Origin of the sequence: Duganella vulcania, assembly GCF_009857655.1 — a bacterium.
In the GTDB taxonomy this organism is placed as follows: domain Bacteria; phylum Pseudomonadota; class Gammaproteobacteria; order Burkholderiales; family Burkholderiaceae_D; genus Rugamonas; species Rugamonas vulcania.
This window is the reverse complement of sequence record NZ_WWCX01000006.1, coordinates 85,371-110,030: the sequence shown is the minus strand read 5'-3', so window position 1 is coordinate 110,030 and position 24,660 is coordinate 85,371. Positions and strand designations below refer to the sequence as shown.

At 64.2% G+C, this 24,660-nt stretch carries 23 protein-coding genes and 1 tRNA gene; 15 read left to right on the top strand and 9 right to left on the bottom strand.

Annotated elements, in window-relative coordinates; genetic code table 11:
- Window positions 1-77 precede the first annotated feature (77 nt).
- The 3 genes from GTP90_RS07150 (at window position 78) to pbpG (ending at window position 2,909) form a co-directional block, all read left to right on the top strand.
- On the top strand, window positions 78-986 hold the full coding sequence (locus tag GTP90_RS07150; RefSeq protein ID WP_161082844.1) for a DMT family transporter: 909 nt from the start codon (window positions 78-80) through the stop codon (window positions 984-986).
- An 11-nt stretch (window positions 987-997) separates the two neighbouring features.
- Complete coding sequence (locus tag GTP90_RS07145; RefSeq protein ID WP_161082843.1) at window positions 998-1,693, top strand: nitroreductase; 696 nt, start codon at window positions 998-1,000, stop codon at window positions 1,691-1,693.
- 148 nt (window positions 1,694-1,841) lie between these two features.
- A complete protein-coding gene (gene pbpG / locus GTP90_RS07140; RefSeq protein ID WP_161082842.1) occupies window positions 1,842-2,909 on the top strand; it encodes a D-alanyl-D-alanine endopeptidase in 1,068 nt (355 codons plus the stop codon).
- Here the strand turns inward: pbpG and GTP90_RS07135 are convergent.
- Window positions 2,891-3,670, bottom strand: a complete 780-nt coding sequence (locus GTP90_RS07135; protein WP_117011714.1) for an IclR family transcriptional regulator — start codon at window positions 3,668-3,670, stop codon at window positions 2,891-2,893. The two genes, pbpG and GTP90_RS07135, sit on opposite strands and share 19 nt — an antisense overlap.
- Window positions 3,671-3,773: 103 nt before the next feature.
- On the opposite strand from GTP90_RS07135, the gene GTP90_RS07130 reads away from it, so the two are divergent.
- From GTP90_RS07130 to GTP90_RS07085, 10 genes are all read left to right on the top strand, one after another.
- The gene (locus tag GTP90_RS07130) at window positions 3,774-4,157 is read left to right on the top strand and encodes a diacylglycerol kinase (protein WP_161082870.1); all 384 of its coding nucleotides are present in this window, start codon (window positions 3,774-3,776) and stop codon (window positions 4,155-4,157) included.
- 98 nt (window positions 4,158-4,255) lie between these two features.
- Complete coding sequence (locus GTP90_RS07125) at window positions 4,256-5,257, top strand: sulfate ABC transporter substrate-binding protein (protein ID WP_161082841.1); 1,002 nt, start codon at window positions 4,256-4,258, stop codon at window positions 5,255-5,257.
- Between the two features lie 101 nt (window positions 5,258-5,358).
- A complete protein-coding gene (locus GTP90_RS07120) occupies window positions 5,359-5,997 on the top strand; it encodes a peroxiredoxin (protein ID WP_161082840.1) in 639 nt (212 codons plus the stop codon).
- Window positions 5,998-6,093: 96 nt separating this feature from the next.
- Entirely contained in the window at window positions 6,094-6,867 is a 774-nt protein-coding gene (locus tag GTP90_RS07115) for a sulfite exporter TauE/SafE family protein (protein ID WP_161082839.1), read from the top strand.
- A 176-nt stretch (window positions 6,868-7,043) separates the two neighbouring features.
- Window positions 7,044-7,850 carry a sulfate ABC transporter permease subunit CysT gene (cysT, locus tag GTP90_RS07110; protein ID WP_371875030.1) on the top strand — a complete coding sequence of 269 codons (807 nt, stop codon included), beginning with the start codon at window positions 7,044-7,046 and terminating at the stop codon, window positions 7,848-7,850.
- Window positions 7,850-8,728, top strand: a complete 879-nt coding sequence (gene cysW, locus GTP90_RS07105; RefSeq protein WP_161082837.1) for a sulfate ABC transporter permease subunit CysW — start codon at window positions 7,850-7,852, stop codon at window positions 8,726-8,728. The genes cysT and cysW overlap by 1 nt, the downstream gene beginning before the upstream one ends.
- Before the next feature lie 4 nt (window positions 8,729-8,732).
- On the top strand, window positions 8,733-9,803 hold the full coding sequence (locus GTP90_RS07100) for a sulfate/molybdate ABC transporter ATP-binding protein (protein ID WP_161082836.1): 1,071 nt from the start codon (window positions 8,733-8,735) through the stop codon (window positions 9,801-9,803).
- The gene (locus GTP90_RS07095) at window positions 9,800-10,732 is read left to right on the top strand and encodes a CysB family HTH-type transcriptional regulator (protein ID WP_161082835.1); all 933 of its coding nucleotides are present in this window, start codon (window positions 9,800-9,802) and stop codon (window positions 10,730-10,732) included. Before GTP90_RS07100 ends, GTP90_RS07095 begins: the two co-directional genes overlap by 4 nt.
- Window positions 10,733-10,883: 151 nt before the next feature.
- Window positions 10,884-12,485, top strand: coding sequence for a methyl-accepting chemotaxis protein (locus GTP90_RS07090; protein WP_161082834.1), 1,602 nt, complete (start codon window positions 10,884-10,886; stop codon window positions 12,483-12,485).
- A gap of 25 nt (window positions 12,486-12,510) precedes the next feature.
- Window positions 12,511-12,792: a hypothetical protein gene (locus GTP90_RS07085; RefSeq protein ID WP_161082833.1), complete on the top strand. Its 282-nt coding sequence runs from the start codon at window positions 12,511-12,513 to the stop codon at window positions 12,790-12,792.
- Window positions 12,793-12,863: 71 nt separating this feature from the next.
- Here GTP90_RS07085 and GTP90_RS07080 read toward each other — a convergent pair whose 3' ends face one another.
- From GTP90_RS07080 to GTP90_RS07055, 6 genes are all read right to left on the bottom strand, one after another.
- Window positions 12,864-15,242, bottom strand: coding sequence for a TonB-dependent receptor plug domain-containing protein (locus tag GTP90_RS07080; protein WP_161082832.1), 2,379 nt, complete (start codon window positions 15,240-15,242; stop codon window positions 12,864-12,866).
- A gap of 162 nt (window positions 15,243-15,404) precedes the next feature.
- Window positions 15,405-16,451, bottom strand: coding sequence for an aldo/keto reductase (locus tag GTP90_RS07075; protein ID WP_161082831.1), 1,047 nt, complete (start codon window positions 16,449-16,451; stop codon window positions 15,405-15,407).
- A 19-nt stretch (window positions 16,452-16,470) separates the two neighbouring features.
- Complete coding sequence (locus tag GTP90_RS07070) at window positions 16,471-17,511, bottom strand: quinone-dependent dihydroorotate dehydrogenase (protein ID WP_161082830.1); 1,041 nt, start codon at window positions 17,509-17,511, stop codon at window positions 16,471-16,473.
- 32 nt (window positions 17,512-17,543) lie between these two features.
- Window positions 17,544-18,272 carry an arginyltransferase gene (locus tag GTP90_RS07065; RefSeq protein WP_161082829.1) on the bottom strand — a complete coding sequence of 243 codons (729 nt, stop codon included), beginning with the start codon at window positions 18,270-18,272 and terminating at the stop codon, window positions 17,544-17,546.
- 73 nt (window positions 18,273-18,345) lie between these two features.
- Window positions 18,346-19,074, bottom strand: coding sequence for a leucyl/phenylalanyl-tRNA--protein transferase (gene aat, locus GTP90_RS07060; protein WP_161082828.1), 729 nt, complete (start codon window positions 19,072-19,074; stop codon window positions 18,346-18,348).
- On the bottom strand, window positions 19,071-19,652 hold the full coding sequence (locus GTP90_RS07055; protein ID WP_161082827.1) for an NUDIX hydrolase: 582 nt from the start codon (window positions 19,650-19,652) through the stop codon (window positions 19,071-19,073). The genes aat and GTP90_RS07055 overlap by 4 nt, the downstream gene beginning before the upstream one ends.
- A 171-nt stretch (window positions 19,653-19,823) precedes the next feature.
- Between GTP90_RS07055 and GTP90_RS07050 the strand changes: the two genes are divergently transcribed.
- Window positions 19,824-19,900, top strand: a tRNA-Met gene (locus GTP90_RS07050).
- Between the two features lie 133 nt (window positions 19,901-20,033).
- Window positions 20,034-20,693: an acyltransferase gene (locus GTP90_RS07045; RefSeq protein WP_161082826.1), complete on the top strand. Its 660-nt coding sequence runs from the start codon at window positions 20,034-20,036 to the stop codon at window positions 20,691-20,693.
- Between the two features lie 62 nt (window positions 20,694-20,755).
- Here the strand turns inward: GTP90_RS07045 and pepA are convergent, their stop codons facing one another.
- Window positions 20,756-21,664, bottom strand: a complete 909-nt coding sequence (gene pepA / locus GTP90_RS07040; RefSeq protein WP_161082825.1) for a flocculation-associated PEP-CTERM protein PepA — start codon at window positions 21,662-21,664, stop codon at window positions 20,756-20,758.
- Between the two features lie 195 nt (window positions 21,665-21,859).
- Window positions 21,860-24,610 (bottom strand): XrtA/PEP-CTERM system TPR-repeat protein PrsT, encoded by a 2,751-nt coding sequence (prsT, locus tag GTP90_RS07035; RefSeq protein ID WP_161082824.1) that lies wholly within the window; start codon window positions 24,608-24,610, stop codon window positions 21,860-21,862.
- Window positions 24,611-24,660: the final 50 nt, after the last annotated feature.

Sequence of the window (24,660 nt, the reverse complement as noted above, 5' to 3'; positions counted from 1 at the left end):
TTGCATCCTGTCGAGTCGGCGCCGCAAACCGGCGCCGATTTCCTTTCAATTTGCAAGCAGGTTTGACCGGCTCACCCATGTCCAACACCTCCAGCGCCGCCGTACCCGTCAAACACGCTGCTTTCCTGTCGCCGCTGCCGCTGTTTTTCGTGCTGTTGTGGAGCAGCGGCTTCATCGTCGCCAAGTTCGGCCTGCCGTATGCGCCGCCGCTGACCTTCCTGGTGATGCGCTTCCTGGGCGTGTTGCTGTTCCTGGTGCCGGCTGTGTTGCTGCTGAAGGCGCCCTGGCCGCACGGCAAGATCTGGCAGATCGCGCTGGCCGGGCTGCTGGTGCAGGCCGGCTATCTGGTCGGCGTCTGGTGCGCCATCAAGCTCGGCATGCCAGCCGGCCTGTCGGCGCTGATCGTCGGCATGCAGCCCATCCTGACCGCCTTTGCCGCGCCGCTGATCGGCGAGCGGGTCCGGCCGCGGCAGTGGCTGGGGCTGGTCTTCGGCCTGGCCGGGGTGGGGCTGGTGGTGGCCGCCAAGATCAAGCTGACCGGCCTGCCGGTCGATGCCATCCTGCTGTGCGTGCTGGCGCTGCTGTCGATCACCGCCGGCACCCTGTACCAGAAGCGCCATTGCCCGCAGTTCGACCTGCGCACCGGCACCGTGATCCAGTTCGCCGCCTCGCTGGTGGTGGTGCTGCCGCTGGCGGTCTTTTTTGAAGGCCTGGGGCCGGACTTTGCTGCGGTGCAGTGGACGCCGCGCTTCATCGGCGCCTTGCTGTGGTCGGTGATGGGCCTGTCGATCGGCGCGATCTTCCTGCTGTTCGCGCTGATACGCCGCAGCGACGCCACACAAGTCACCAGCCTGCTGTACCTGACGCCGCCTACCACCGCGGTCATGGCCTGGCTGATGTTCGGCGAGGCTTTCAACGCCCTCGGCGTAGCGGGGATGGCGCTGGCGGTCACCGGTGTGATATTTGTAGTCAAGAAAACCAAATAAAGCGAGGCCCCATGATTTCCACTCCCGACCAGCAAGCGGTGGACGCCGCCATCACCAGCCGCCGTTCGATCCGCGCCTACCTGCCGCAGGCGGTGGCCCGCGAGGACGTCGCGCAGATCCTGCAGGTGGCGGCGCGGGCGCCGTCCGGCACCAACACCCAGCCGTGGAAGGTCTACGTGCTGGATGGCGAGCGCAAGCAACAGTTGTCGGCGGCGATCCTGGCCGCCCACAACGACCCCGAGCAAGCCAGACAGCACACCGAGGAATACGCCTACTATCCGCGCGAGTGGGTCTCGCCCTTCATCGAGCGCCGCCGCAAGGTGGGCTGGGACCTGTACGCGCTGCTGGGCCTGACGCGCGACAACAAGGCCGGCATGGCCGCGCAACATGGCCGTAACTATGAATTTTTTGGTGCGCCGGTGGGTCTCATCTTTACCATCGACCGCATCATGGAGCAGGGCTCCTGGCTGGACTACGGCATGTTCCTGCAAAACATCATGGTGGCGGCGCGGGCCAGGGGTCTCGACACTTGCCCGCAAGCGGCCTTTACCCAGTATCATAAAATCATAGGCAAAGAGCTGGGTTTGCCGGACAATGAAACCGTCGTGTGCGGCATGGCGCTTGGCTACGCCGACAGCTCGAAAATCGAAAACTCGCTGGTCACCGAGCGGATGGCCCTTGAGGAATTTGTTAAATTTGTTGGTTAGCACTAGCTTGTCTAAAGCGTACTGAGCGCTATTGCGTCGACGCAACCATCGATGCTCTCAATGTTAAATTTGCTTGCGCTTGTCCGGCGTTTTGCTAAACTGCAACAGTACTTTCGCTTTCTGTGCTGTGCTTTTTTCGGGGATATGAATGTCTAAACTAGCTTTGAGTGTGCTCATTTCGCTGATGTTCGCTTCCACGGCGCTCACCGCGACAGCCGCCCAGGCGGCCGATGGCGCTGCTCCGAAAAAACACCACCTGAAGAAGGTCAAGGCCCGCGGGCCGGTGCGCGTGGCCGCAGCCGAGCCGGGCGAGCGCGTGGTCAAGCGCGTGGTCATGGTCCATGGCCGCCGCAAGGTGGTGTACCAGCGCATGATCGTTGCCGCGCCGCCGGTGCCGACCATGGGCGACCTCGCCGGCCTGAACATGACGCACGACCCGCTGGACCTCAAGTCCAACGTGGCGCTGGTGCTGGACCAGGCCAATTCCGAAGTGCTGTTTGAAAAGAATTCCAACGTCGCCCTGCCGATCGCCTCGATCACCAAGATGATGACCGGCCTGATCGTGGTCGAAGCCAAGCAGAACATGGACGAGATCCTGACCATCACCGACGAGGACGTCGACCGTGAAAAGTTCAGCAGCTCGCGCCTGAAGGTCGGCACCCAGCTGAGCCGCGCCGACATGCTGCACATCGCCCTGATGAGCTCGGAAAACCGCGCCTCCTCGGCATTGGGCCGTAACTATCCGGGCGGCAAGCCCGCGTTTGTCGAGGCGATGAACGCCAAGGCGCGCGAACTGGGCATGGTCGACACGCACTACGTCGATTCCAGCGGCCTGTCGAAAATGAACGTGGCCAGCGCGCGCGACCTGGCCAAGCTGGCGATGGCGGCGTATCAGCAGCCCATCCTGCGCCAGTACTCGACCGACGCCAAGGCCATGGTGGAAACCAACGGCCGGCCGATGCAGTTCGGCACCACCAACCACCTGGTGGCCAGCCCGGACTGGGCGATCGGCTTGCAGAAAACCGGCTTCATCAACGAAGCGGGGCGCTGCCTGATGATGCAGGCGGTGATCGAAGGCCGTTCGGTGATCATGGTGTTCCTCGATTCCAAGGGCAAGCAGTCGCGCACCGCCGATGCCGGCCGCATGCGCAAATGGCTGGAGGCGCTGAAACCGGCCGGCCTCAGCGCACCGGCGGCTTACTCGACCGGAATGTAACCGAGCGTGGCGGAAATCTGGTTGGCGGTCGCCACCAGGTCTTCCAGCCACTCGTCCTGCAGGCGGTCGGCGGGCGCTGAGATCGACAGGCCGGCAATCAGCTTGCCGCTGTCGTCGTGGATGCCGGCGGCCATGCAGCGCACCCCCAGCTCCAGTTCCTCATTGTCGCGCGCGTAGCCGCGCGATTTCACCAGGTTCAGCTCGCGTTCGAGCTTGACCAGATCCGTGATCGAATTCTTGTTGTGGCCGGCCAAGCCGGTGCGCGTGGCATAGGCGCGGATGGCTTTCGGCTCGTCCACCGACAGGAACAGCTTGCCGGTCGAGGTCAGGTGCAGCGGGCCGCGGCCACCGATGGCGCGCACCACCTGCATGCCCGAACGTTCCGAGAAGGCGCGGTCGATGTAGACGATCTCGTCGCCTTGGCGGACCGACAGGTTGATGGTCTGCTGGGTTTTTTTGTGCAGTGCACGCATGAAATCCAGCGCGGCCTCGCGCACCGACAGCCGGCTCTTGACCACATTGCCCAGTTCCAGCAGCCGCATGCCCAGCCGGTAGGTGCCCGGTTCGATGCGGTCGACAAAGCGCGTGAGCACCATATCGTTGAGGATGCGGTGGGCGGTGGAGGGGTGTAGCCCGGAAACCTTGGATAATTCCTTCAGGCTAACGGGGTCGGGATATTTGGCCAGCGCATCGAGTAGCGCCACCATGCGCTCGATCACCTGGATAGTGGTCTTTTGCTCAGGAACGGTTTCGATTTTCATGATGTGGTTGGTGCGGTGCAGTATGCGATAGATACTTTATACCATAATGTGAAAAAAATGGGAATTGATGCATAATGATACATTCTCAATTTGTGGCTTATTCATGGAACCAGTGAGCGAATTCAAGAGCAAGAGCGGCCTGAAACGTATCTTTTCAGCCTTTTTATACTCCGTGGACGGCTTTAAATCGGCCTGGCGGCATGAACATGCGTTCCGCCAAGAGGTGAGCGTGTTCGTGGTCGGCACCCTCATTGCGCTGATCCTGCGCATCTCGGCATTTGAAAAATTGATGTTGATTGGTGTATTGATGCTGATTTTGATCGTGGAACTGATCAATTCGTCCATCGAGGCAGTGGTGGACCGGGTATCGTTGGAGCGCCATCCGCTGTCCAAGAACGCCAAGGACTTCGGCAGCGCCGCCGTCTTGTTGACCTGCCTGCTGGCCGCTGGCGCCTGGGGCGTGGTGCTGTTCAACCGTTTTTATTGAACGCATATAAACTTTAAGTATATTGAACTGCTAAAAGCTTAGTTCTCATTTATAAAGGACAGTCTTAATCTGAAGACCTTCATTACCAGGGGAATCAGATGCTGTCCAAAAAAATACTTGCTGCTGCAGTTCTTGCCGTCACCGCCATCGCACCAGCCTTGGCGGCCGAAGTCTCCTTGCTCAACGTCTCCTACGACCCGACGCGCGAGCTGTACCAGGAGGTCAACACCGCCTTTGCCAAGGAGTGGAAAGCCAAGACCGGCGACGTGCTGAAAATTAAGCAATCGCACGGCGGCTCCGGCAAGCAGGGCCGCGCCGTGATCGACGGCCTGGAGGCGGACGTGGTGTCGCTGGCGCTGGCCTACGACATCGACGCCATCGCCGAGCGCAAGCTGCTGGCGCCGGACTGGCAGAAAAGGCTGCCGCACAACAGCACGCCGTACACCTCGACCATCGTGTTCCTGGTGCGCAAGGGCAATCCCAAGGGCATCAGGGACTGGAGCGACCTGGTCAAGCCCGGCGTCGCCGTCATCACCCCGAATCCGAAAACCTCCGGCGGCGCCCGCTGGAACCACCTGGCGGCCTACGGCTACGCGCTGCGCCTGCCGGGCGGCAGCGAAGCGTCGGCCAAGGACTTCCTGAGCAAGCTGTACAAAAACGTGCCGGTGCTGGATTCCGGCGCGCGCGGCGCCACCACCACCTTTGTCGAGCGCGGCATCGGCGACGTGCTGATCGCCTGGGAAAACGAGGCGCTGCTGGCGGTCAAGGAACTGGGCCCGGCCAAGTTCGACATCGTCGCGCCGTCGGTGTCGATCCTGGCCGAGCCGCCGGTGGCCGTGGTCGACAAGGTGGTCGACAAGCGCGGCACCCGCAAGGTGGCCGAGGCCTACCTGAATTTCCTGTACACCGATGAGGCGCAGGAAATCATCGCCAGGAATTACTACCGTCCGGCCGTGGAAAAGGAGGCGAAGAAATATGCCGCCCAGTTCCCGGGCGTGAAGCTGTTCAGGCTGTCCGACGTGGCCGGCGACTGGACCAGGGCGCAGAAGGTGCACTTCGCCGACGGCGGCCTGTTCGACCAGATCTACCAGCCCAGGTAAGCCGGACGGAAGGCCTTGAAACGTTGTATTTTTTAGCAGAAAAGGCGCAGAATAGTGCCTTCACGTCCACCTGAACCTCTCATTTCCTTACGGAGCTGATTATGACGATACGACTGGGCGATAGCGCCCCTGATTTTGAACAAGACTCTTCCATCGGCAAGCTGCATTTCCACGAGTGGGCAGGCAATTCCTGGGTGGTGCTGTTCTCGCACCCGGCCGACTTCACGCCGGTCTGCACGACCGAGCTGGGCCTGACCGCCAAGCTGAAACCGGAATTCGACAAGCGCAACGTCAAGGCCATCGCGCTGTCGGTCGACCCGGCCGAATCGCACACGGCGTGGATCTCGGACATCGAGCAAACCCAGGACACCGTGGTGGGCTTCCCCATCATCGCCGACGCGGACCGTAAAGTCTCCACGCTGTACGACATGATCCATCCGAACGCCTCGGCCACGGCCACCGTGCGCACGCTGTTCGTGATCGACCCGGCCAAGAAGGTGCGCCTGAGCCTGACCTACCCGATGAGCACCGGCCGCAATTTTGACGAAGTGTTGCGTGTAATCGACGCTTTGCAATTGACCGATGGTTACACCGTGGCCACGCCAGGCAACTGGAAAGACGGCGACGACGTCATCATTCCGCTGACCGTGCAAGACCCGGACGTGCTGAAACAGAAGTATCCCAAGGGCTTTACCGCGGTGCGTCCTTATTTGCGAGTCACTCCTCAACCGAACAAATAATGCCACGTTGAGAAAATGCGTATAAGCAAATAAGGATTGCGTTGTTTGGATATTCCCTTAGAGTAGGTACTCTGCGATCTACTCTTGGGGATTTGCATGGATTTGTCCTTTGTCGCATCTGGTTTCGCTGTCGGCCTGCTGGTCGGCATGACCGGCGTGGGCGGCGGTTCGCTGATGACGCCGCTTTTGACGCTGTTGTTTGGCGTATCGCCGGCGGTCGCGGTCGGTACCGACCTGGCGTTCGCCTCGCTGACCAAGGGCGTCGGCACCTTCACCCACCGCATGCGCGGCACGGTGCACTGGGAAATCGTGCGCCGCCTCTGTCTCGGCGCCTTGCCTGCCGCCCTGGTGGCCAGCCTGGCCCTCAAACATTTCGGTACGCTTAACCAGGAAATCGGCCTGGTGATCCGCTACATGATCGCCGGCTCGGTGATGCTGACCGTGGTCGCCTTGATGTTCAAGCGCAAGATGCTGGCCTGGATCATGGCCGAGCCGTCGCGCCAGCTGCAGGGCAGTGCGCTGACCATCGCCACCATCATTGCGGGCGCCGTGCTGGGCACGCTGGTGACGATCTCCTCCATCGGCGCCGGCGCCATTGGCGCGACACTGCTGGTGATGCTGTATCCGCGCCTGAGCGCCGCCGAGGTGGCCGGCACCGACATCGCCTACGCCGTGCCGCTGACGGCCATCGCCGCCATCGGCCACTGGTGGCTGGGCTCGATCAACTGGAGCTTGCTGCTGACCTTGCTCGTCGGCTCGCTGCCCGGCATCACCATCGGTTCCTACGCCGCCCGCGCCGTGCCGGAGCGCCTGCTGCGCGGCCTGCTGGCCTTCACCCTGGTCGCGGTGGCGGCCAAGCTGGTGTCCTGAAATCCATATAGCTTTAGCGTCTAACCAAATGAAAAATGCTTCGTTTGTAATATGAAGCCTGGATGAGATTATGCAGCCCTTATAGAAGAATTTGTAATAAGGGAGCATACATGTCTGCAGTTCTCGCTGCGCCCGCCACGGCGCCAGCCGCCGCCCGGGGCGCGCCGTTCCGCGTCATGCCGGGGTTCCGGCTGTCGCTGGGCTTCACCATTTTCTACCTGACGCTGATCGTGCTGATCCCGCTGTCGGCCGTGTTCCTGAAGACCTTCACCCTCAGCTGGGACGGCTTCTGGAGCGCGGTGACATCGGCGCGCGTGATTGCTTCCTACAAGCTGACCTTTGGCGCCTCGCTGCTGGGCGCCTTGGTCAACGTGGTGTTTGGCGGCATCGTTGCCTGGGTGCTGGTGCGCTACGAGTTTCCCGGCAAGCGCATCATCGACGCGCTGGTCGACCTGCCGTTCGCGCTGCCCACCGCCGTGGCCGGCATCACGCTGACCGCGCTGTATTCGGCCAACGGCTGGTTCGGCCGCTTCCTTGAAGGCACGCTGGGTTTCAAGGTGGCGTTCACGCCGGTTGGCGTGGTGGTCGCGCTGACCTTCATCGGTTTGCCGTTTGTGGTGCGCACCGTGCAGCCGGTGCTGGAGGACGCCGAGCGCGAACTGGAAGAGGCCGCCGCCAGCCTGGGCGCCAACGCGCTGCAGACCTTTACCCGTGTGGTGTTCCCGACCATCCTGCCGTCGCTGATGACCGGCTTCGCGCTGGCCTTCGCGCGCGCCACCGGCGAGTATGGCTCGGTCATTTTCATCGCGGGCAATATGCCGATGGTGTCGGAAATCACGCCGCTGTTCATCATCACCAAGCTGGAGCAGTACGACTACGCGGGCGCCACCGCGATCGCCGTGGTGATGCTGGTGGTGTCCTTCGCCATGCTGTTGACCATCAACCTGTTGCAAGCCTGGGCTCGCGGAAAGTCGGGGAAATAATGAGCGGCATTCCAACCACAAGCACGCGCCGTAGCGCGCCGCATACCCTGGAGCCCTGGTGGGTGCGCATCGTGCTGGTCGCCGTCGCGCTGACCTTTTTGACGCTGTTCCTGTTCGTGCCGCTGGTGGCGGTGTTTGTCGAGGCCTTCCGCAAGGGCTGGGAAGCGTACGCGGCCGCCATCGTCGAGGACGATGCGATCTCGGCCATCAAGCTGACGCTGATTACGGCGGCCATCGCCGTGCCGCTGAACCTGGTGTTTGGCGTGGCGGCCTCGTGGTGCATCGCCAAGTTCGAGTTCCGCGGCAAGAGCATCCTGCTGACGCTGATCGACCTGCCGTTCTCGGTGTCGCCGGTGATCTCCGGCCTGATCTATGTGCTGCTGTTCGGCGCGCAGGGCTGGTTCGGCCCGTGGCTGCAGGCGCACGACATCAAGATCCTGTTCGCGGTGCCGGGCATCGTGCTGGCCACCATCTTCGTCACCTTCCCGTTTGTCGCGCGCGAGCTGATCCCGTTGATGCAGGCGCAGGGCAGCGAGGAGGAGGAGGCCGCCATCGTGCTGGGCGCGTCCGGCTGGGATACGTTCCGCCGCGTCACGCTGCCTAACATCAAGTGGGGCCTGCTGTACGGCGTGATCCTGTGTAACGCCCGCGCGATGGGCGAGTTCGGCGCGGTGTCGGTGGTGTCCGGCCATATCCGCGGCGAGACCAACACCGTGCCGCTGCAGGTCGAGATCCTCTACAACGAATACAACTTTGCCGCCGCCTTTGCCGTGGCCTCGCTGCTGGCCCTGCTGGCGCTGGTGACGCTGGCCCTGAAATCCTTTATCGCCTGGCGCCTGAACGAATCCATCGCCGACGACGCGCGTCCCACGGAGTAATGCCATGACCATCGAAGTAATCAACATCAATAAACGCTTTGGCGATTTCGTCGCCCTCAACAATGTGTCGCTGGATTTTCCGCAGGGCGAGCTGACCGCGCTGCTGGGCCCGTCCGGCTGCGGCAAGACCACGCTGCTGCGCATCATCGCCGGGCTGGAGCATCCCGATTCGGGCCGCGTGCTGCTCGACGACCGCGACGCCTCGCACCGCCATGTGCGCGAGCGCCAGGTCGGCTTCGTGTTCCAGCACTACGCGCTGTTCAAGCACATGACCGTGTTCGAGAACGTCGCCTTCGGCCTGCGCGTCAAGCCGCGCGGCGAGCGGCCGTCGGAAGACCAGATCCGCCGCAAGGTCAAGGAACTGCTGGAGCTGGTGCAGCTGGACTGGCTGGCCGACCGCTATCCGCCGCAGCTGTCGGGCGGGCAGCGCCAGCGCATCGCCTTGGCGCGCGCGCTGGCGGTGGAGCCGCGCGTGCTGCTGCTGGACGAGCCGTTCGGCGCGCTGGACGCCAAGGTGCGCAAGGAACTGCGCCGCTGGCTGCGCCGCCTGCATGACGAGCTGCATGTGACGTCGATCTTCGTCACGCACGACCAGGAGGAGGCGCTGGAGGTGGCCGACCAGGTGGTTTTGATGAACAAGGGGAACGTCGAGCAGATCGGCGCGCCGGACCAGGTCTACAACCATCCGGCCTCGCCGTTCGTGTACGGCTTCCTCGGCAACGTGAACATGTTCCACGGCCGCGTGCAGGATGGCGTGCTGGCCAGCGGCGACGCTTCCTTCGCCGTGCCGGGCCAGCCGCAGGCCGACGGCAAGGGCACGGCCTATGTGCGGCCGCACGACCTGGAGATCGACCGCTACACGCCGGGCGCGGAAGGCATCGTGGTCAAGCTGCGCCGCGCGCATGCGATCGGCCCGCTGGCCCAGCTGGACCTGGAGCGCAGCGATACCGCCGAATTGATCGAGGCGGTGATGTCGAATGAACGATACAGCCACCTGCAATTGAAGGAAGGCGAAACCCTGGTGGTGCGTCCCAAGCGCCTGCATGTGTTTGTCGACGCTGGAGTGGCGATATGAATTTCCAACAACTGCGATCCATTCGCGAAGCCGCCCGCCGCGGCTACAACCTGACCGAGGTGGCCAACGCGCTGTTCACCTCGCAGCCCGGCGTCAGCCGCCAGATCCGCGAGCTGGAGGACGAGCTGGGCGTGGTGATCTTCGAGCGTAACGGCAAGCGCCTGACCGGCATGACCGAGCCGGGCAAGGGCATCCTGAAGATCATCGAGCGCCTGCTGATCGAGGCCGAGAATTTGCAGCAGGCCAGCCTCGAATACACCGGCCAGCAGAGCGGCACCCTGAGCGTGGCGGCGACCCACACGCAGGCGCGCTATGCGCTGCCGAAGGTGGTGCAGGGCTTCCGCGCCGCGTATCCGGATGTGCGCATCGCGCTGCAGCAAAGCGCGCCCGAGCATATCGCCGAATGGATCTTGTCCGGCAAGACCGACATCGGCATCGCCACCGAGGGCTTGTCGCAATTCCCGGACCTCGTGTCTTTCCCTTGCTACCGCTGGAGCCATTTGATCGTGGTGCCGGACGGCCATCCGCTGCTGGCGCGCTCGCCGATCCGGCTGGAGGACTTGGCCGAGTTCCCGCTGATCACCTACGACATCGGCTTCACCGGGCGCGGCCACATCGACGCGGCGTTCGAACGCGCCGGTGTCAAGCCCGACATCGTGCTGACGGCCATGGACTCGGACGTCATCAAGCAGTATGTGGCGCTGGGGCTGGGCGTGGGCATCGTGGCCTCGATGGCTTTCGACCACGGGCGCGACAAGGGCATGCGCGCGGTGGAGGCCTCGCATCTGTTTGCGCAAAACACCACGCGGCTGGCGGTGCGGCGCGGCGCTTATCTGCGTTCCTACGCCTACCATTTTATCCAGGAGTTCGCACCCGACCTGACCCGCGCCGATATCGACGCAGCCTTGAATGGCGGGGAGTTGTCCTGATCCGGCGGCCGCTGCGCGGCTGTGGTGGCCAGCTGACAGTTTGCTATTTTTTTCCATCAGGCATGGCTGATGGGCCCTATACTAAAACTCACAACTAGTTTGCAGCAACCAAGAATTCAAGTCCGTTGGTCTTACTCTGGGGAGCACGTAAATGGGTATCGGTAATTGGAAGATAGGGGCCCGGCTCGCTGCCGGGCTGGGCGTGTCGATGGTGTTCATGGTCGGCATTTCGGTGATCGGCATCGGCAATCTTGGCAAGCTGAATAACAACACCCAGGATCTCGCGGCCGACAAGATACCCAAGGTCATACTGGCTTACGAGACGATAGGCGGTCTCAACGACGTGGCGCGCGCCATGCGCAACGCCATGCTGTCCGGGGACCCCGAGGTCGTCAAGGCGGAGCTGGCGCGGGTGGAGCAGCGCAAGGCCGACAACGCCGGCCGCCTCGACAAGCTGGCCGAGCTGATCGCCGACGATGAAGACCCGCGGAGCAAGGCCAAGTTGCAAGCGGTGCTGGAAGCGCGCGACAAATACACGGTGGTGCAGGCCACCTTCCTCAAGATGTCGGCCGACGGCAGCAAGCGCGAAGAGTCGGTCCGCTATCTGCTGACCGCGGTGCGCAAGGAGCAAACCGCCTACCTGAACGCGCTCACCGAGTTGGTCAAATTCCAGAACGCGGCGGTCGAGGACGCCAGCGCCGTGGCGCAGCAATCCTATACCGGCTCGCGCAACATGATGGTGCTGCTGACGGTGGTCGCGACCGCGCTGGCGTCGTGGGTGCTGTACTGGATCACGCGCAGCATCACCCAGCCGCTGAACCGCGCCGTCGGCATGGCGCAGGCGGTGGCCGGCGGCGACCTGACCATGCGCATGGAATGCGACACCACCGATGAAACCGGCATGCTGCTGCGCGCGCTGATCGACATGAACGACAGCCTGGCGCGCACGGTGGGACAGGTGCGCTCGGGCACGGACACCATCGCCACCGCGTCCAACCAGATCGCCAGCGGCAACCTGGACCTGTCGAGCCGCACCGAGCAGCAGGCGTCGAGCCTGGAGGAGACGGCGTCGTCGATGGAGGAGTTGACTTCGACCGTGACGCAGAACGCCGAGAACGCGCGCCAGGCCACCAAGCTGGTGGTGGCGGCGTCGGACTTCGCGACCAAGGGCGGGCAGGTGGTGGGCGAGGTCGTGACCACGATGGGCGCGATCAAGGAAAGCTCCGGCAAAATTGTCGACATCATCAGCGTGATCGACGGCATCGCCTTCCAGACCAATATCCTGGCCCTGAACGCGGCGGTGGAAGCGGCGCGCGCCGGGGAGCAGGGACGCGGCTTCGCGGTGGTGGCGTCGGAGGTACGGACGCTGGCGCAGCGTTCGGCCAGCGCCGCCAAGGAGATCAAGGAGCTGATCGCGCGCTCGGTGCAGACGGTCGATGCGGGATCGCTGCTGGTCGACCAGGCCGGCGTGACGATGGACGGCATCGTCAAGGCGGTCAAGCAGGTGGCCGCCATCATGACGGAGATCAGCGCCGCCAGCAGCGAGCAGAGCACGGGGATAGAGCAGGTCAATCAAGCCATCGTCTCGATCGACGATGTGACGCAGCAGAACGCGGCGCTGGTGGAGGAGGCCGCCGCGGCCGCGCAGAGCATGCGCGACCAGGCGGACTTGCTGGCGCAGGCGGTCAGCGTGTTCAAGCTGGCCGGGCAGCCGCAGGTCGCCTCGCGGGCGCGGTCGCTGGTGACGGCATAAGCAAGGCATTGCAAAAGGAAGGAATATGGCGGATTTCGATAAACACTCCCACACGCCAGCATTTGTCTGCCCGCATGTGTTTCGCGAGGAGCGTCCGGTGAAGCTGGTTTCGCACGCCGACGGCGACTGGCAATTCCTCTGCGGCGAGATCGATCATTTCGAGGATGGCCATGTGGTCGGCCTGGCTCACTTGCTGGAACGCGATCCCGGCTTGCTGGTGCTGGCTGATCTGGCGACCGGCTGGGAGGCTGAACGGGACGGGGTGGGTGCCACATGGCGGCGCCTCCCCTGTGCGCCGAATGATTGAGCCGGGGAGGGGCGTGGGCGGCAGGCGCGTGGCGCAGCGGGTCACCCGCTGACACGCGCCGCCGCCCTTGATTACCAGCTGTAGCCGGCCTTGGCGTAGTAGTAGCGGCCGTTGAAGCCGTTCGGCGCGAAGCCGCTGTACGGATTGATGCCGTTGTTGTTGAGGTTGCCTGCCGACGTGACCTGGTCCGGATAACGGTTGGTCACGTTGTCGATGCCCGCGCTCAGGCGCCAGTTCTTGTTGAGCTTGACGCTGCCCGACAGGTCCAGCACCCATTGCGGATCGTAGACTTGATCCAGCGCAGGATTATTCTGCGGCACGGTGAAGCTGCCGTAGCGCGTGACCACGCCGCGCGCGCCCCAGTCGCCCAGCGACCAGTCGGTGGCCAGGCTGAACTTGTCCTTCGGCGAGCCGACCGTGATGCGGTTGATGGTCTGGCGGTCGATCAGCGTCAGACCGTTGGCGGTCAGGATGGCCGGGTTGTCGTTGACGTGCTCCAGCGAGCTCTTGTTGTGGTTGTAGGCCGCGGTGAAGTCGTAGCGGCCGGCCTTGGTGTCCCAGCGGTAGGTGCTGACCACGTCGACGCCGGTGGTGCGGGTGTCGATGGCGTTGGTGAAGTAGCGGCCGGCGCCGACCAGGATGGACTGCTTGGCCAGCGCCGCCTGCAGCGCCGGCGACAAGGTCATGTTGGCCGACAGCGCGATGCGGTCGTCGATGTCGATGCGGTAGGCGTCAACCGTGGTGTTCCAGTTGCGGGTGGCCGCGAACTGCACGCCGAGACTGTAGTTGCGGGCTTTCTCGGCCTTCAGCGGGGTCGCGCCCAGCGCCGAGGCGGCGGCGCTGCCGACCGCGAAGGTGCCGGTCTCGATCGGTGTGTTCACGCCGTTCACCACCGAGAAGTTGGTGGTGGTGATGGTGTAGAACTGCTGCGCCAGCGATGGTGCGCGGAAGCCGGACGAGGCCGTGCCGCGCAGCGAGAAGTCCGGCGTGAACGCGTAGCGCGCCGAGCCCTTGGCCGAGGTGGTGCTGCCGAAATCGCTGTAGCGTTCATGCCGCAGCGCGCCCGAGGCGGAGAACTGCTTGGTGATTTCCGCTTCCAGGTTGGCGTAGATCGATTCGTTGTGGCGGCTGTTGCTGCCGGCGTTAATCGGGCGGAAGCCGGAGAAGCCCTGCGCGCCGCTGCCGATGTAGGATGCCTCGTCGCCGGCGCCGATCTCGTATTTCTCGTGCCGCGCCTCGACGCCCAGCGCCACCGTCAGCGGGCCGCTGAAGGCCGCCACCGGATATTCCTTGGCCACGTCGAAGTTGAACAGCTGCTGCGTGTTCTTCAGCTTGCCGGCGTAGAAGTGGGTCGGGCTGGCCGCGCCCAGCGATTGGTTGACGGTGTGGTCCAGGTCCAGCTGGAACTCGTTGCTGCCGTAGTTCAGGCTGGCGTCCCAGCGCCATCCGCCCGCCTCGCCGCGCAGGCCGGTGACCAGCGAGGCGTCGGTCGACTCGCTGTTCTCCAGCGGCAGGAAGCCTTCCGGATACAGCGGCGTGCGCTGCGCCGTGCCGACCAGCGCGGTGCGCCAGGTGGCGGCGGCCGAGGTGTTGCGCTGGCCGTAGTTGGCGAAGGCGTACCAGTCGATATCGTCGTTGACGTGGTACTGGCTGTTGACGAACACGGTGCGCGGACGGGTCTCGGGATCGCCGAAGCGCTGGTTGACCTTGCCGTAGCGCGGCTCGGCCGGATTGCGCAGGTCGGCACCGGCGCGGTTGGTCGGATCGCGGTCGGACGCTTCCAGCGCCACGCGCACCCAGCCCTGGTCGCCCAGGTTGAAGCCGGTCGAGCCGCGCACGGTGAGCGCCTTGCCGTCGCGCTTCTGGTACTCGCCCCAGCCCACTTCGGCCTCGCCGCCGGCCGCGCCTTTTTTCAGGATGATGTTGATCACGCCGGCAATCGCGTCCGAGCCGTACTGGGCCGCCGCGCCGTCGCGCAGCACCTCGATGTGGTCGATGGCGGCCAGCGGGATCGCGTTCAGGTCCACCGGCGCCGAGCCGCGGCCCTGGGTGCCGTTGACGTTGACCACCGCCGAGGTGTGGCGGCGCTTGCCGTTGACCAGCACCAGCGTCTGGTCCGGCGACAGGCCGCGCAGTTGCGCCGGACGCACCGCGTCGCTGGCGTCGGCGCCGGACGGACGCGGGAAGTTCATCGACGGCAGCAGGCGGCCCAGCACGGTGGCCAGTTCGGTCGAGCCGCTGGCCTGCAGGTCTTTCGCGCCAATGACATCGACCGGCGATTCGGAGTCGATGGTGCGGCGGTTCTTGGCATAGGTGCCGGTCACGACCACGGACTGCAGTTCACCGTCGGCGACGGCTTGCTGGGCGAAGGCGGGAATGACGGTGGTGGCGATCAGGCTGCTGAGCAGCAGAGGGCGGGCGAGGGGATGGGCGATGCGGCGTGTGCTCATGAGACGGTCTTTCTACGTTGACGATGAGGAAAGCTTACCAGTGCGCAAAGTTGCTGCACACGAATGGTTACGTCTAATGATATGCAAGATTGGGATAACGTGCAGGTACAACGCTCTTTTCGCGCGATATCGGCGAAAAGAGTGTTGTTTAAAAGCGCCCGGTTATTGGCCGGGATTGGGGATGGCGGCGTGGATGGCGTCCACCTGGGCCAGCACTTCGGGCGGCAATTGCACGCTGTAGGCGTCGATGTTTTCCTTCAGCTGCGCCAGGCTGGTGGCGCCGATGATGGTCGAGGCCACGAACCAGCGCGAGTAGCACCACGCCAGCGCCAGCTGGGTCGGCGTGAGGCCGTTGGCGCGCGCCAGCCCGGCGTATTGCGCCACGGCGGACAGCACCGCCGGACGCAGGTAGCGCGGGCTCCACGTCGGCGGGAACAGCGTCAGCCGGCCCTTGGCCTTCGGGTCGTCGTGGTACTTGGCGGTCAGCTGGCCGAACGCCAGCGGGCTGTAGGCCAGCAGGCTGACGTTCTCGCGGTAGCAGGTCTCGTCCAGCAGGCTGGTCTCGAAGTGGCGCGCGGTCAGGTTGTACAGGTTCTGGATGGTGGCGATGCGCGGCAGGCCGGCCATCTCGGACTGCTTGATGAACTCGTTCACGCCCCAGCACGATTCGTTGGACACGCCGATCGCGCCGATCTTGCCCTCCTTGATCAACTCGCCCAGCGCGGCCAGGGTTTCCTCGATCGCCACGCAGGGACGCTCCAGCTTGGGATTGAAGGCGTTCGAGCCAAATATCGGCACGTTGCGGCTGGGCCAGTGCAATTGGTATAAATCGATATGGTCGGTCTGCAGCCGCTGCAGGCTGGTCTCGACCGCCGCGCGCAGGTTGGCGGCGTCGAAGTTCTGCTGGCCGCCGCGCACCCAGCTGATGTGCGGGCTGGGCCCGGCCGCCTTGGTGGCCAGCACCACCTTGCCGCGCGCGCCGCTCTTCTTCAGCCAGGTGCCGATGTGGCGCTCGGTCATGCCCTGCGTTTCCGCGCGCGGCATCACCGGGTACATCTCGGCTGTGTCGATGAAGTTGATGCCGCGCTCGAGCGCGTAGTCCAGCTGGCTGTGCGCGTCGGCTTCGGTGTTCTGCTCGCCGAAGGTCATCGTGCCCAGGCAGATCTTGCTGACGCTGAGGTCGCTCGTTCCAAGTTGAGTCTGCTGCATGCCGTCTCCTTAGTTGCCGCTAGTTGCCGCGCAGGGCGTCCGCGCAATCGCGCACCAGCGCCGGACCCGCGTAGATCAGTCCGCTGTACAGCTGCACCAGCTGCGCACCGCATGCCATTTTGACCTTGGCGTCCGCGCCGCGCAGGATGCCGCCCACGCCGATGATGGGCAGGGCGTCGCCCAGCTCGGCCTTGAGCAGGCGGATCACCGTGTTGGACAGCTCGAACACCGGCGCGCCCGACAAGCCGCCCGCCTCGGCGCCGTGCAGCATGCCGGCGACGGCGTCGCGGCTCAGCGTGGTGTTGGTGGCGATCACGCCGTCGATCTTGTGGCGCAGCAGCGCGTCGGCGATGTTCTTGACCTGGTCGCCGTCCATGTCCGGCGCGATCTTCAGCGCCAGCGGCACGTAGCGCTGGTGCTGGTCGGCCAGGCGCAGCTGCGCGTCCTTCAGCGTGCCCAGCAGGCCGTCCAGTTCCGAGCCGCCTTGCAGCTGGCGCAGGTTCTTGGTGTTCGGCGACGAGATGTTGACCGTCACGTAGCTGGCGTAGGGATAGACTTTTTCCAGGCAATGCAGGTAGTCGTCGGTGGCGCGCTCGATCGGGGTGTCGGCGTTCTTGCCGATGTTCAGGCCCAGCACGCCGGCCTTGTCCTGGTAGAAGCGCGACGATTGCACGTTGGCGACGAAGGCGTCGACGCCGCCGTTGTTGAAGCCCATGCGGTTGATGATGGCGTGCGCTTCCGGCAGGCGGAACATGCGCGGCTTGGGGTTGCCCGGCTGCGCGCGCGGCGTGACGGTGCCCACCTCGATCGAGCCGAAGCCCAGGTCGGCCAGCGCGTCGATGTAGGCGCCGTCCTTGTCCAGGCCGGCGGCCAGGCCGACCGGGTTTTTAAACGTAATGCCCATCACGGTGCGCGGGTCGGCCTTGGGCTGCTTGACCAGCTTGGTCAAGCCCAGGGCGGCGGCGCGCTTGAGTGCGGGAAGGGTGAAGTGGTGGGCGGCTTCGGCGTCCATGGAAAACAGCAGCGGACGGGCCAGCGAGTACAGGAATTTTTCGGACATGGGGAGCTCTTGTTGGTATTCCCCGTATTTTATCAGGCGTCCAGCACGCTCCACTCGCCGCGGATGCGCGCCTCCAGCGGCTTGAAGTTGGTTTTGTACGACATCTTCGGGCTTTCCTTGATCCAGTAGCCCAGGTAGACGTAGGGCAGCTTCAGTTCGCGCGCCTGGGCGATCTGCCACAGCACGTTGAAGGTGCCGTAGGACGCGCCCTCGACGTCCGGGTCGAAAAAGGTGTAGACCGACGACAGGCCGTCCGACAGCACGTCGATGATGCTGACCATGCGCAGCGTGCCGCCCGGCTCGCGGAACTCCACCAGCCGCGTGTTGACCCGGCTTTGCAGCAGGAATTGCGCGTACTGGTCGCGGCTGTCCTGGTCCATGCCGCCGCCGGCGTGGCGCTTGCTCTGGTAGCGCAGGTAGAGCTCGTAGTGCTCGTCCGAGAACGACAGCGTGGCCACGCCGGCGACCAGGTTGCCGTGCTTGACCCATGCGCGCCGCTGGCCGCGGCTGGGCGCGAACAGGTCGGCCACCACCCGCACCGGGATGCAGGCCTGGCAGCCGTCGCAATACGGGCGGTAGGTGAAGATGCCGCTGCGGCGGAAACCGTTCTTGACCAGCTCGGAATACACGTCGGCGTTGATCAGGTGCGAGGGCGTGGCCACCTGCGAGCGCGCCTGGCGCGCGTCCAGATAGCTGCAAGGGTAGGGCGCCGTCGTGTAAAACTGCAGCGTCGCGAAAGGCAGATCATTCAGGTGCGTCATGCGCGTCTTATCGAGAGCGGTGGTGTAAGCCTATGATAGCGCCAAGTTTCCAAAGGCGCTGGTCAGCTTTAGCTTAACTGTCCGCAGCCAGCGGTGCAATGGGTTCCCACACAGTGATCTGAGGCAATTCAATAGTGTTGCGCAGATGCGCCAGGAATTGCGCGCGCGGAATCGGCGCCGCGCCCAGCGAGGCCAGGTGGCCGGTCTCCTGTTGGCAATCGATCATGTGCACGCCGTGCTGGCGCAGGAAGCGCACCAGGTAGGCCAGCGCGATCTTGGAGCCGTCGGTGACGCGCGCGAACATCGATTCGCCGTAGAACATGCGGCCGATCGACACGCCGTAGGCGCCGCCGACCAGCTGGCCGTCCAGCCACAGCTCGGCCGAGTGGGCGTAGCCCAGCTTGTGCAGGCCGGTGTAGCCGGCAATGATGTCTTCCGAGATCCACGTGCCGGGGCCGTCCCGGCGCGGCGCGGCGCAGGCCCGCATCACCTGTTCGAAGGCACTGTCGAAGCGCACCTGCCAGCGGCCGCCGGCGGCCATCTCGCGCTCGACCTTGCGCAGGGTTTTCCTCAGGCTGTCCGAGATGCGGAACTGGTCGGTCATCAGCACCATGCGCGGATCGGTGCTCCACCACAGGATGGGCTGGCCTTCGGAAAACCAGGGGAAGATGCCGTGCCGGTAGGCCATCAGCAAACGCTGCGGCGACAGGTCGGCACCGGCCGCCAGCAGGCCGGGCGCATCGGTGGTCAGCGCCTCCGCCACGTCGGGGAAGGGACTGTCGGTTTCTAGCCAGGGAATCACGTTGTCGAGTTATCTGAACGCATGCTGCGGACTATGTCCTGGGTGTGGAAGCCGTAGCTGCCGCCCTCACGGATTTTGACACGGTCGGCGAAGAACAGTTCCAGCGTGGTGTGGATGGTGGGGAAGGCCAGGTCGTCCCACGGGATGTCCGCCTCGCTGAACAGTTGCACTTCCAGGCTTTCCTCGCCGGGGGCGAAGTCCAGGTCCAGCAGCGTGGCCAGGTAGAACATGTGAACCTGGTGCACGCGAGCCACGTTCAGCAGCGAGAACATCCTGCCCAGTTCGATGTTGGCGCCGGCTTCCTCCCGGGTTTCGCGGATGGCCCCTTCGGCCGTGGTCTCGTTGTTCTCCATGAAGCCGGCCGGCAGCGTCCAGTAGCCGTGGCGCGGTTCGATCGCGCGCTTGCACAGCAGCACCTTCAGTTCGCCGTCGCGTTCCCATACGGGGATGGTGCCCAGAACCATCTTGGGGTTCTGGTAGTGGATGGTGGCGCAGTTGCCGCACACGTAGCGGGGGCGGTTGTCGCCGGCCGGGATCGCCAGGCTGACGGGGGCGGCGCATTCGGAACAAAATTTCATAGGGGATAGCTCAAGTCGGTGGATATGCTCACTTTGACTACTTTACACCGATAGTCGCCTGTGCGGCATGCCCTATGCCTCTAGGTAACAGCATTTATTCGGGCTATCGCAGCCGATGTCAGGATTAATATTGCCTAATGTAAGGATTTGCCCTATAATGACTACATCAGACGCGGGGTGGAGCAGTCTGGCAGCTCGTCGGGCTCATAACCCGAAGGTCACAGGTTCAAATCCTGTCCCCGCAACCAAATTCAAAAGCCGTTGATGCCGTCAGGTATCAGCGGCTTTTTCATTTGCGCGGCGTTTGAGCGGGATCAAGGTCCATCGACGCCCGGAAAACCTCCTTTCCCTATAATCGACCTTCTTGTGGGGAGTTTTTTCATGCGAAAAATCAGACCTTCCGCGATTGTCGTGTTTCTTTCCATGCTGGCGCTGGTGTTGCTGCTGGCGGTGCTGAGCGCCTGGTGCGGCGTGGGCAATATTCCCGGCCTGGGCGATTTCCGGGGCGTGGCCGTCACCGCGGCGGCCGTGGCGCTGGTCTACCTGTACGGCATGCTGGTGTTCCGGATTTTCATGTGGGCGCTGCCCCTGCATGATGGCAATATCGAATTCGGCTCCAGGCAGGAGTTCATCTACCAGGTCTATGTGCTGTTCTACCTGATCCTGTTCAATTCGCTGATACGCGGCGGCATCATTCCGATTCCGATCATGCGGCTGATCTATCTCGGGCTGGGCGCCCGCCTGGGCGCCAACACCTACAGCTCGGGCATCATTTACGATCCCTCGTTTGTGACCATGGGCGCTAACAGCGTGGTGGGCGAGACGGCCTTGCTGGTGCCCCATGTGATCGAGGGCGATACCTTGGGACATTATTTCATCACGATAGGCGACCATGTCACGATAGGCGCCCATGCGGTCGTGCTGTCAGGTGTGACGATAGGCAATAACGCCATCGTGGCGGCCAATTCGCTGGTGGCCAAGGGCACGCGCATCGAGTCCGGCGAGATCTGGGGCGGCAGCCCGGCGCGGCGCCTGAAATAAAAAGGCCGGCGCCCCCAAGCGCCGGCCTCTACCGATTACCGATCGCACACCCCGGCCAGGGATCATTGCCGTTTTTCGCGGCGGCGGCCGAACGACCCCATGCCGAAGATGCCTGCCGCAACCAGCGCCAGCGTGGCCGGCTCAGGCACGGGCGTGAATTGCTGGGCTCCGTCGATGTTCAACACGAATTGCGAATCCGTGTTCGGACCGGTCGCAATGCCGTTGACCAGCAGCGGACGGGTGAAGCCGGGCGCGGCCGGGCCGGGGAAGTTGAGCGTGGTGTCGAACCGGGTGCCGGCCAGGGCCGGCGAGACGTAGGTCGAGTTCGTCATCAGCACGGTGCCGGCCAACGTCGCCGAGCCCACGCCGGTGGCGCCGGGAGTGCCGGACGTGCCGGTCGCTAAAAAGGTCGACAGTTCCGCGTCCCAGGTGCCCGACAGCATGGCCACGCCATCGGTGAATCCCAGTCCGGTCGCTTGGTCGGCATCGGGCGAGTTATCGAAATACACCGTCCAGGTGCTGGTGGTGGAGGGGGTGAAGGTGAGGGCGACCGTCGAGCAGCCCGCATTGAGGCAGGTAGCCCGTTCGTGCAAGGTGGCGGTGGTCGTCAGCTCGTAGGTGCCTACGGCGGGGCCTGGGGGCGCGACGCGCAGATCCGGCGTTGCCGAGGTGCTGCCGATGGCTGCGGCGAAGGCCTGGTACGTCAGGGTGAAGTCGGCGAAATCGCCGGTATTGTTGGCGGGGGTCAGGGTGAACCCCTGAACCAGGCCTGCGCCGTTTTGATGCCAGTCGATCCCCGTGAAATTCTGGAGGACGCCATCGCCGCCCAAGGCGGACGGGGCGGCCGGTTCTCCGGGGTTGCCTGCAAACAGCACGTTGGCGGCGCTACGGGTGTCCAGCGTGGTCGCGTGGACTGCGCCGATCGAGAACAGCGCTCCCAGCAGAGCGCTTAGTGTGCCTAATTTTTTCATTTTATTTCCTTCCTGATGAATGAAGAATCGCTACGCAAGGGGCTTCGAAACTTTGCCAACCCATCTAAACGGGGCGGCTACCCTCTACCTAGCAAATGCCAAGCCATGTCCGAAGGAATGTGTAAGTGATTGTTTTAACAGCATATTTTGGCGTTGTTCCGGTCTGTTAACGAGGGCCTGTAAAAATAACCGACACTACATCGTGTCGAGTTTCGCCTTCACCTCGGCGCGTTTCGGGAAGTCCTTGCCGGAGGCCAGCAACTGTTCCAACTGGCGCCGCGCCGCGATGATATTGCCGGCCTTCAGCAGGGTCAGGCCGAGGTGATAGCTGATGTCGGGCGTGTCGGGCGCCAGCGTGTTGGCCTTGCGCAGCAAGGGCAGGGCGCGGCCGGTGTCGCCTTGCTCGGACAGTATCCAGCCCAGGGTGTCGAGGACGGCGGGGCTGGTGCCGGCCAGCCGGTAAGCCTGTTCGGCGGTGGCCAGGGCGCGCTCGTCCTTTTCCTGCTGGTAGGCCCAGGCCAGGTTGTTGAGCGCCACGGCGTTTTTCGGGTCGAGCCGGACGATGGACTCGAACAAGCCGATCGCCGCCGGGTATCGCCCGGCCGACAGCTCGGCGCTGGCCAGGTAGAGCCGGACGCTGAGCTCGGCCGGGTGTTGCTGCAGCCACTGGGCGGCGTGCTGGTTCGCCTCCTTGCTTTTGCCCGCCTTCAGCAGCGCCTGGTGGAGCTTGATCGCCAGCGGCGGCAACTTGCTCATCTTGAACGCCTGCTCGTAGGCGCGCAGCGCTTCCTGCGGTTTCTGCCGCTCCATCCAGATATCGCCCTCCAGCGTCAGCCCCGCCGGCAGGTCGGGCCGCTGGCGCTGCACGGTCTGGGCGAGGGCCAGCGCCTCGGTGTAGTCTTTATTTTCCACCAGCAAGGTCGCGGCGAGGACCTGGGCTTCGAACCAGTCCGGTTTCAGGCGCAGGGCTTTCTTGGCGGAATCGAGGGCGCCGGCCTTGTCCTTGAGCGCGGCCTGGGCATAGGCGCGGCGCAGCTGCACGGCGGCCGAGGCCGGCTGCAATCCGGCCAGCTTGCCATAGTTTTCCAGCCCCGCTTCGTAGTTGCCGTTGGCAACCTGGATCTGCGCCAGCAGCGCCAGCGCGTCGGGATCGGCTGGATGGCTGGTCAGTAGCGACTGGGCCAGTTTCAGGGCCTTGTCCCTGGCGCCGGCACCCTGGTAAAGATTCGCCAGCAGCAAGGCCGGCGTCAGGGCGTCGGGATGTTCGGCGGTGGCGCGTTCCAGCCAGCGCATCGCTTCCGGGGCGTTATTGCGCCGCAGGGCCAGGCGGGCCAGCGCCGTCATCAGGCCAACGTTGCGCTTGTCTTTGGCCAGCGCTGCCTCGTAACGCTGGCGCGCCTGTTCGGGTTTCTTTTCCGCCAGATCCATTTGCGCCAGGTTTTCAAGCGCCGGCAGGTAGGAAGGGTCCAGCGCCAGCGCCTGCTCGAAGCCGGCGCGCGCGCCAGCCAGGTCGTGTTTGGACAGGAGGATGCCGCCCTTCATGTTTTGTACCAGGGGATTTTTGCCGTCGTGCCGCTCCATCGCCGTGATCGCCGACAAGGCCTTGTCGTATTCCTGGTTGCGCAAATAGGTCATCGCCAGCAGGATGCCGGCGCGGCCGCTCTTGTCGTCCAGCGTGGTGGCCTGTTCCAGTTCGGCCACCGCGCGCGCCGATTCGCCCGCGCCCAGGCGGCTCAAGCCCAGCGAGGTGTGCAGGCTGGCCGTTTGCGGCGCCAGGTCGCTGGCCGCCTGGAAGTACTCGGCGGCCTTGGCGAAATGCCGGGCCTGCATCTGCGCTTGCCCGGCCAGGGCCAGCAATTCCACGTCCTTCCGGTTGGCTTCCAGCAGCGGTTCCAGCACGGAGAGCGCGTCGTCGGTCTTGCCGCTCCTCAACAGCAGTCCGGCCAGGCGCTTGCTGGCGTAGACCTGGTGCGGAGTCGTGTCGAGGAATTTGCGGAAGGACAGTTCGGCTTCCAGATACGAGCCCATCGCCAGCTGAACCGAGCCCATCAGGAGGACGCTGGGCATGTGGTCCGGCATCGCGCGCAAGATCTGCTGCAGGGTGTCGCGCGCCGCCGGATATTTCGCTTCCTGAAAATCGAGCAGGGCTTGTGTGTAGAACACTTGCAAGCTGCCGGGCGCGTTCTTGCGGGCGGCGTCGATTTCGGCGCGGGCTTCGGCCAGCTTTTTGCCCTGGATCAGCAGGTTGGCGCTGTCGACGTGGGCCTGGGTATTGTTCGGTTGCAGCGTCAGGATCTTCTTGTACGTCAGCAGGGCTTCCGCTTCCTTGCCCTGCAGGCGCTGCAGGTCGCCCTTGAATCGCAGGCATTCGATGTTGTCGGGATGTTTGGCCAAGGCGCGTTCGATGCGTTCGGCGGCCAGGTCCAGGTGCTGCGATATTGCGGCGATTTTCGCCTGGCCCAGCAGGGCGTCGGCCAGGTCCGGTTCTTGCGCCAGCACTTCGTCGAATTGTTGCCGGGCTTGCTCGGTGTCGCCCAGTCCCAGATGCGCGTTGGCGCGCAAGACCAGCAGCGCCGCCTGGCGCGGACCGGCCGGATCCGGTTGGAGGTCGTCGAGCAGCTTCTGGAACTGGCCCTGCATCAGCATCACCTTGCCCAGGCGCGGCAGGACTTCCGCCGGCGCCATGCCCAGCGCCTTGGCCTTGCGCAGTTCCTTGTCAGCCGATGCGGCATCGCCCGCTTCGATGTACACCTCGCCCAGCAGCAGGCGGGCGTTGGCGTTGTCGGGCGCTTTTTGCAGGGCGTTTTTCAGTTCGATGATGGCCGACCTGGTTTCGCCCCGCGCCCGGTATTGCCGGGCCTGGGCCATCAGGCTGTCGGCATCGCGCGCGCTGTGGCAGGCGCCCAGCGTCAGCATCAACAGCATCGGGGCTACGATTCGGGTCATGCTGGTCTCCTGGACGGTGGCACCTCCGCGATCTTAGGGCGCAATACCGG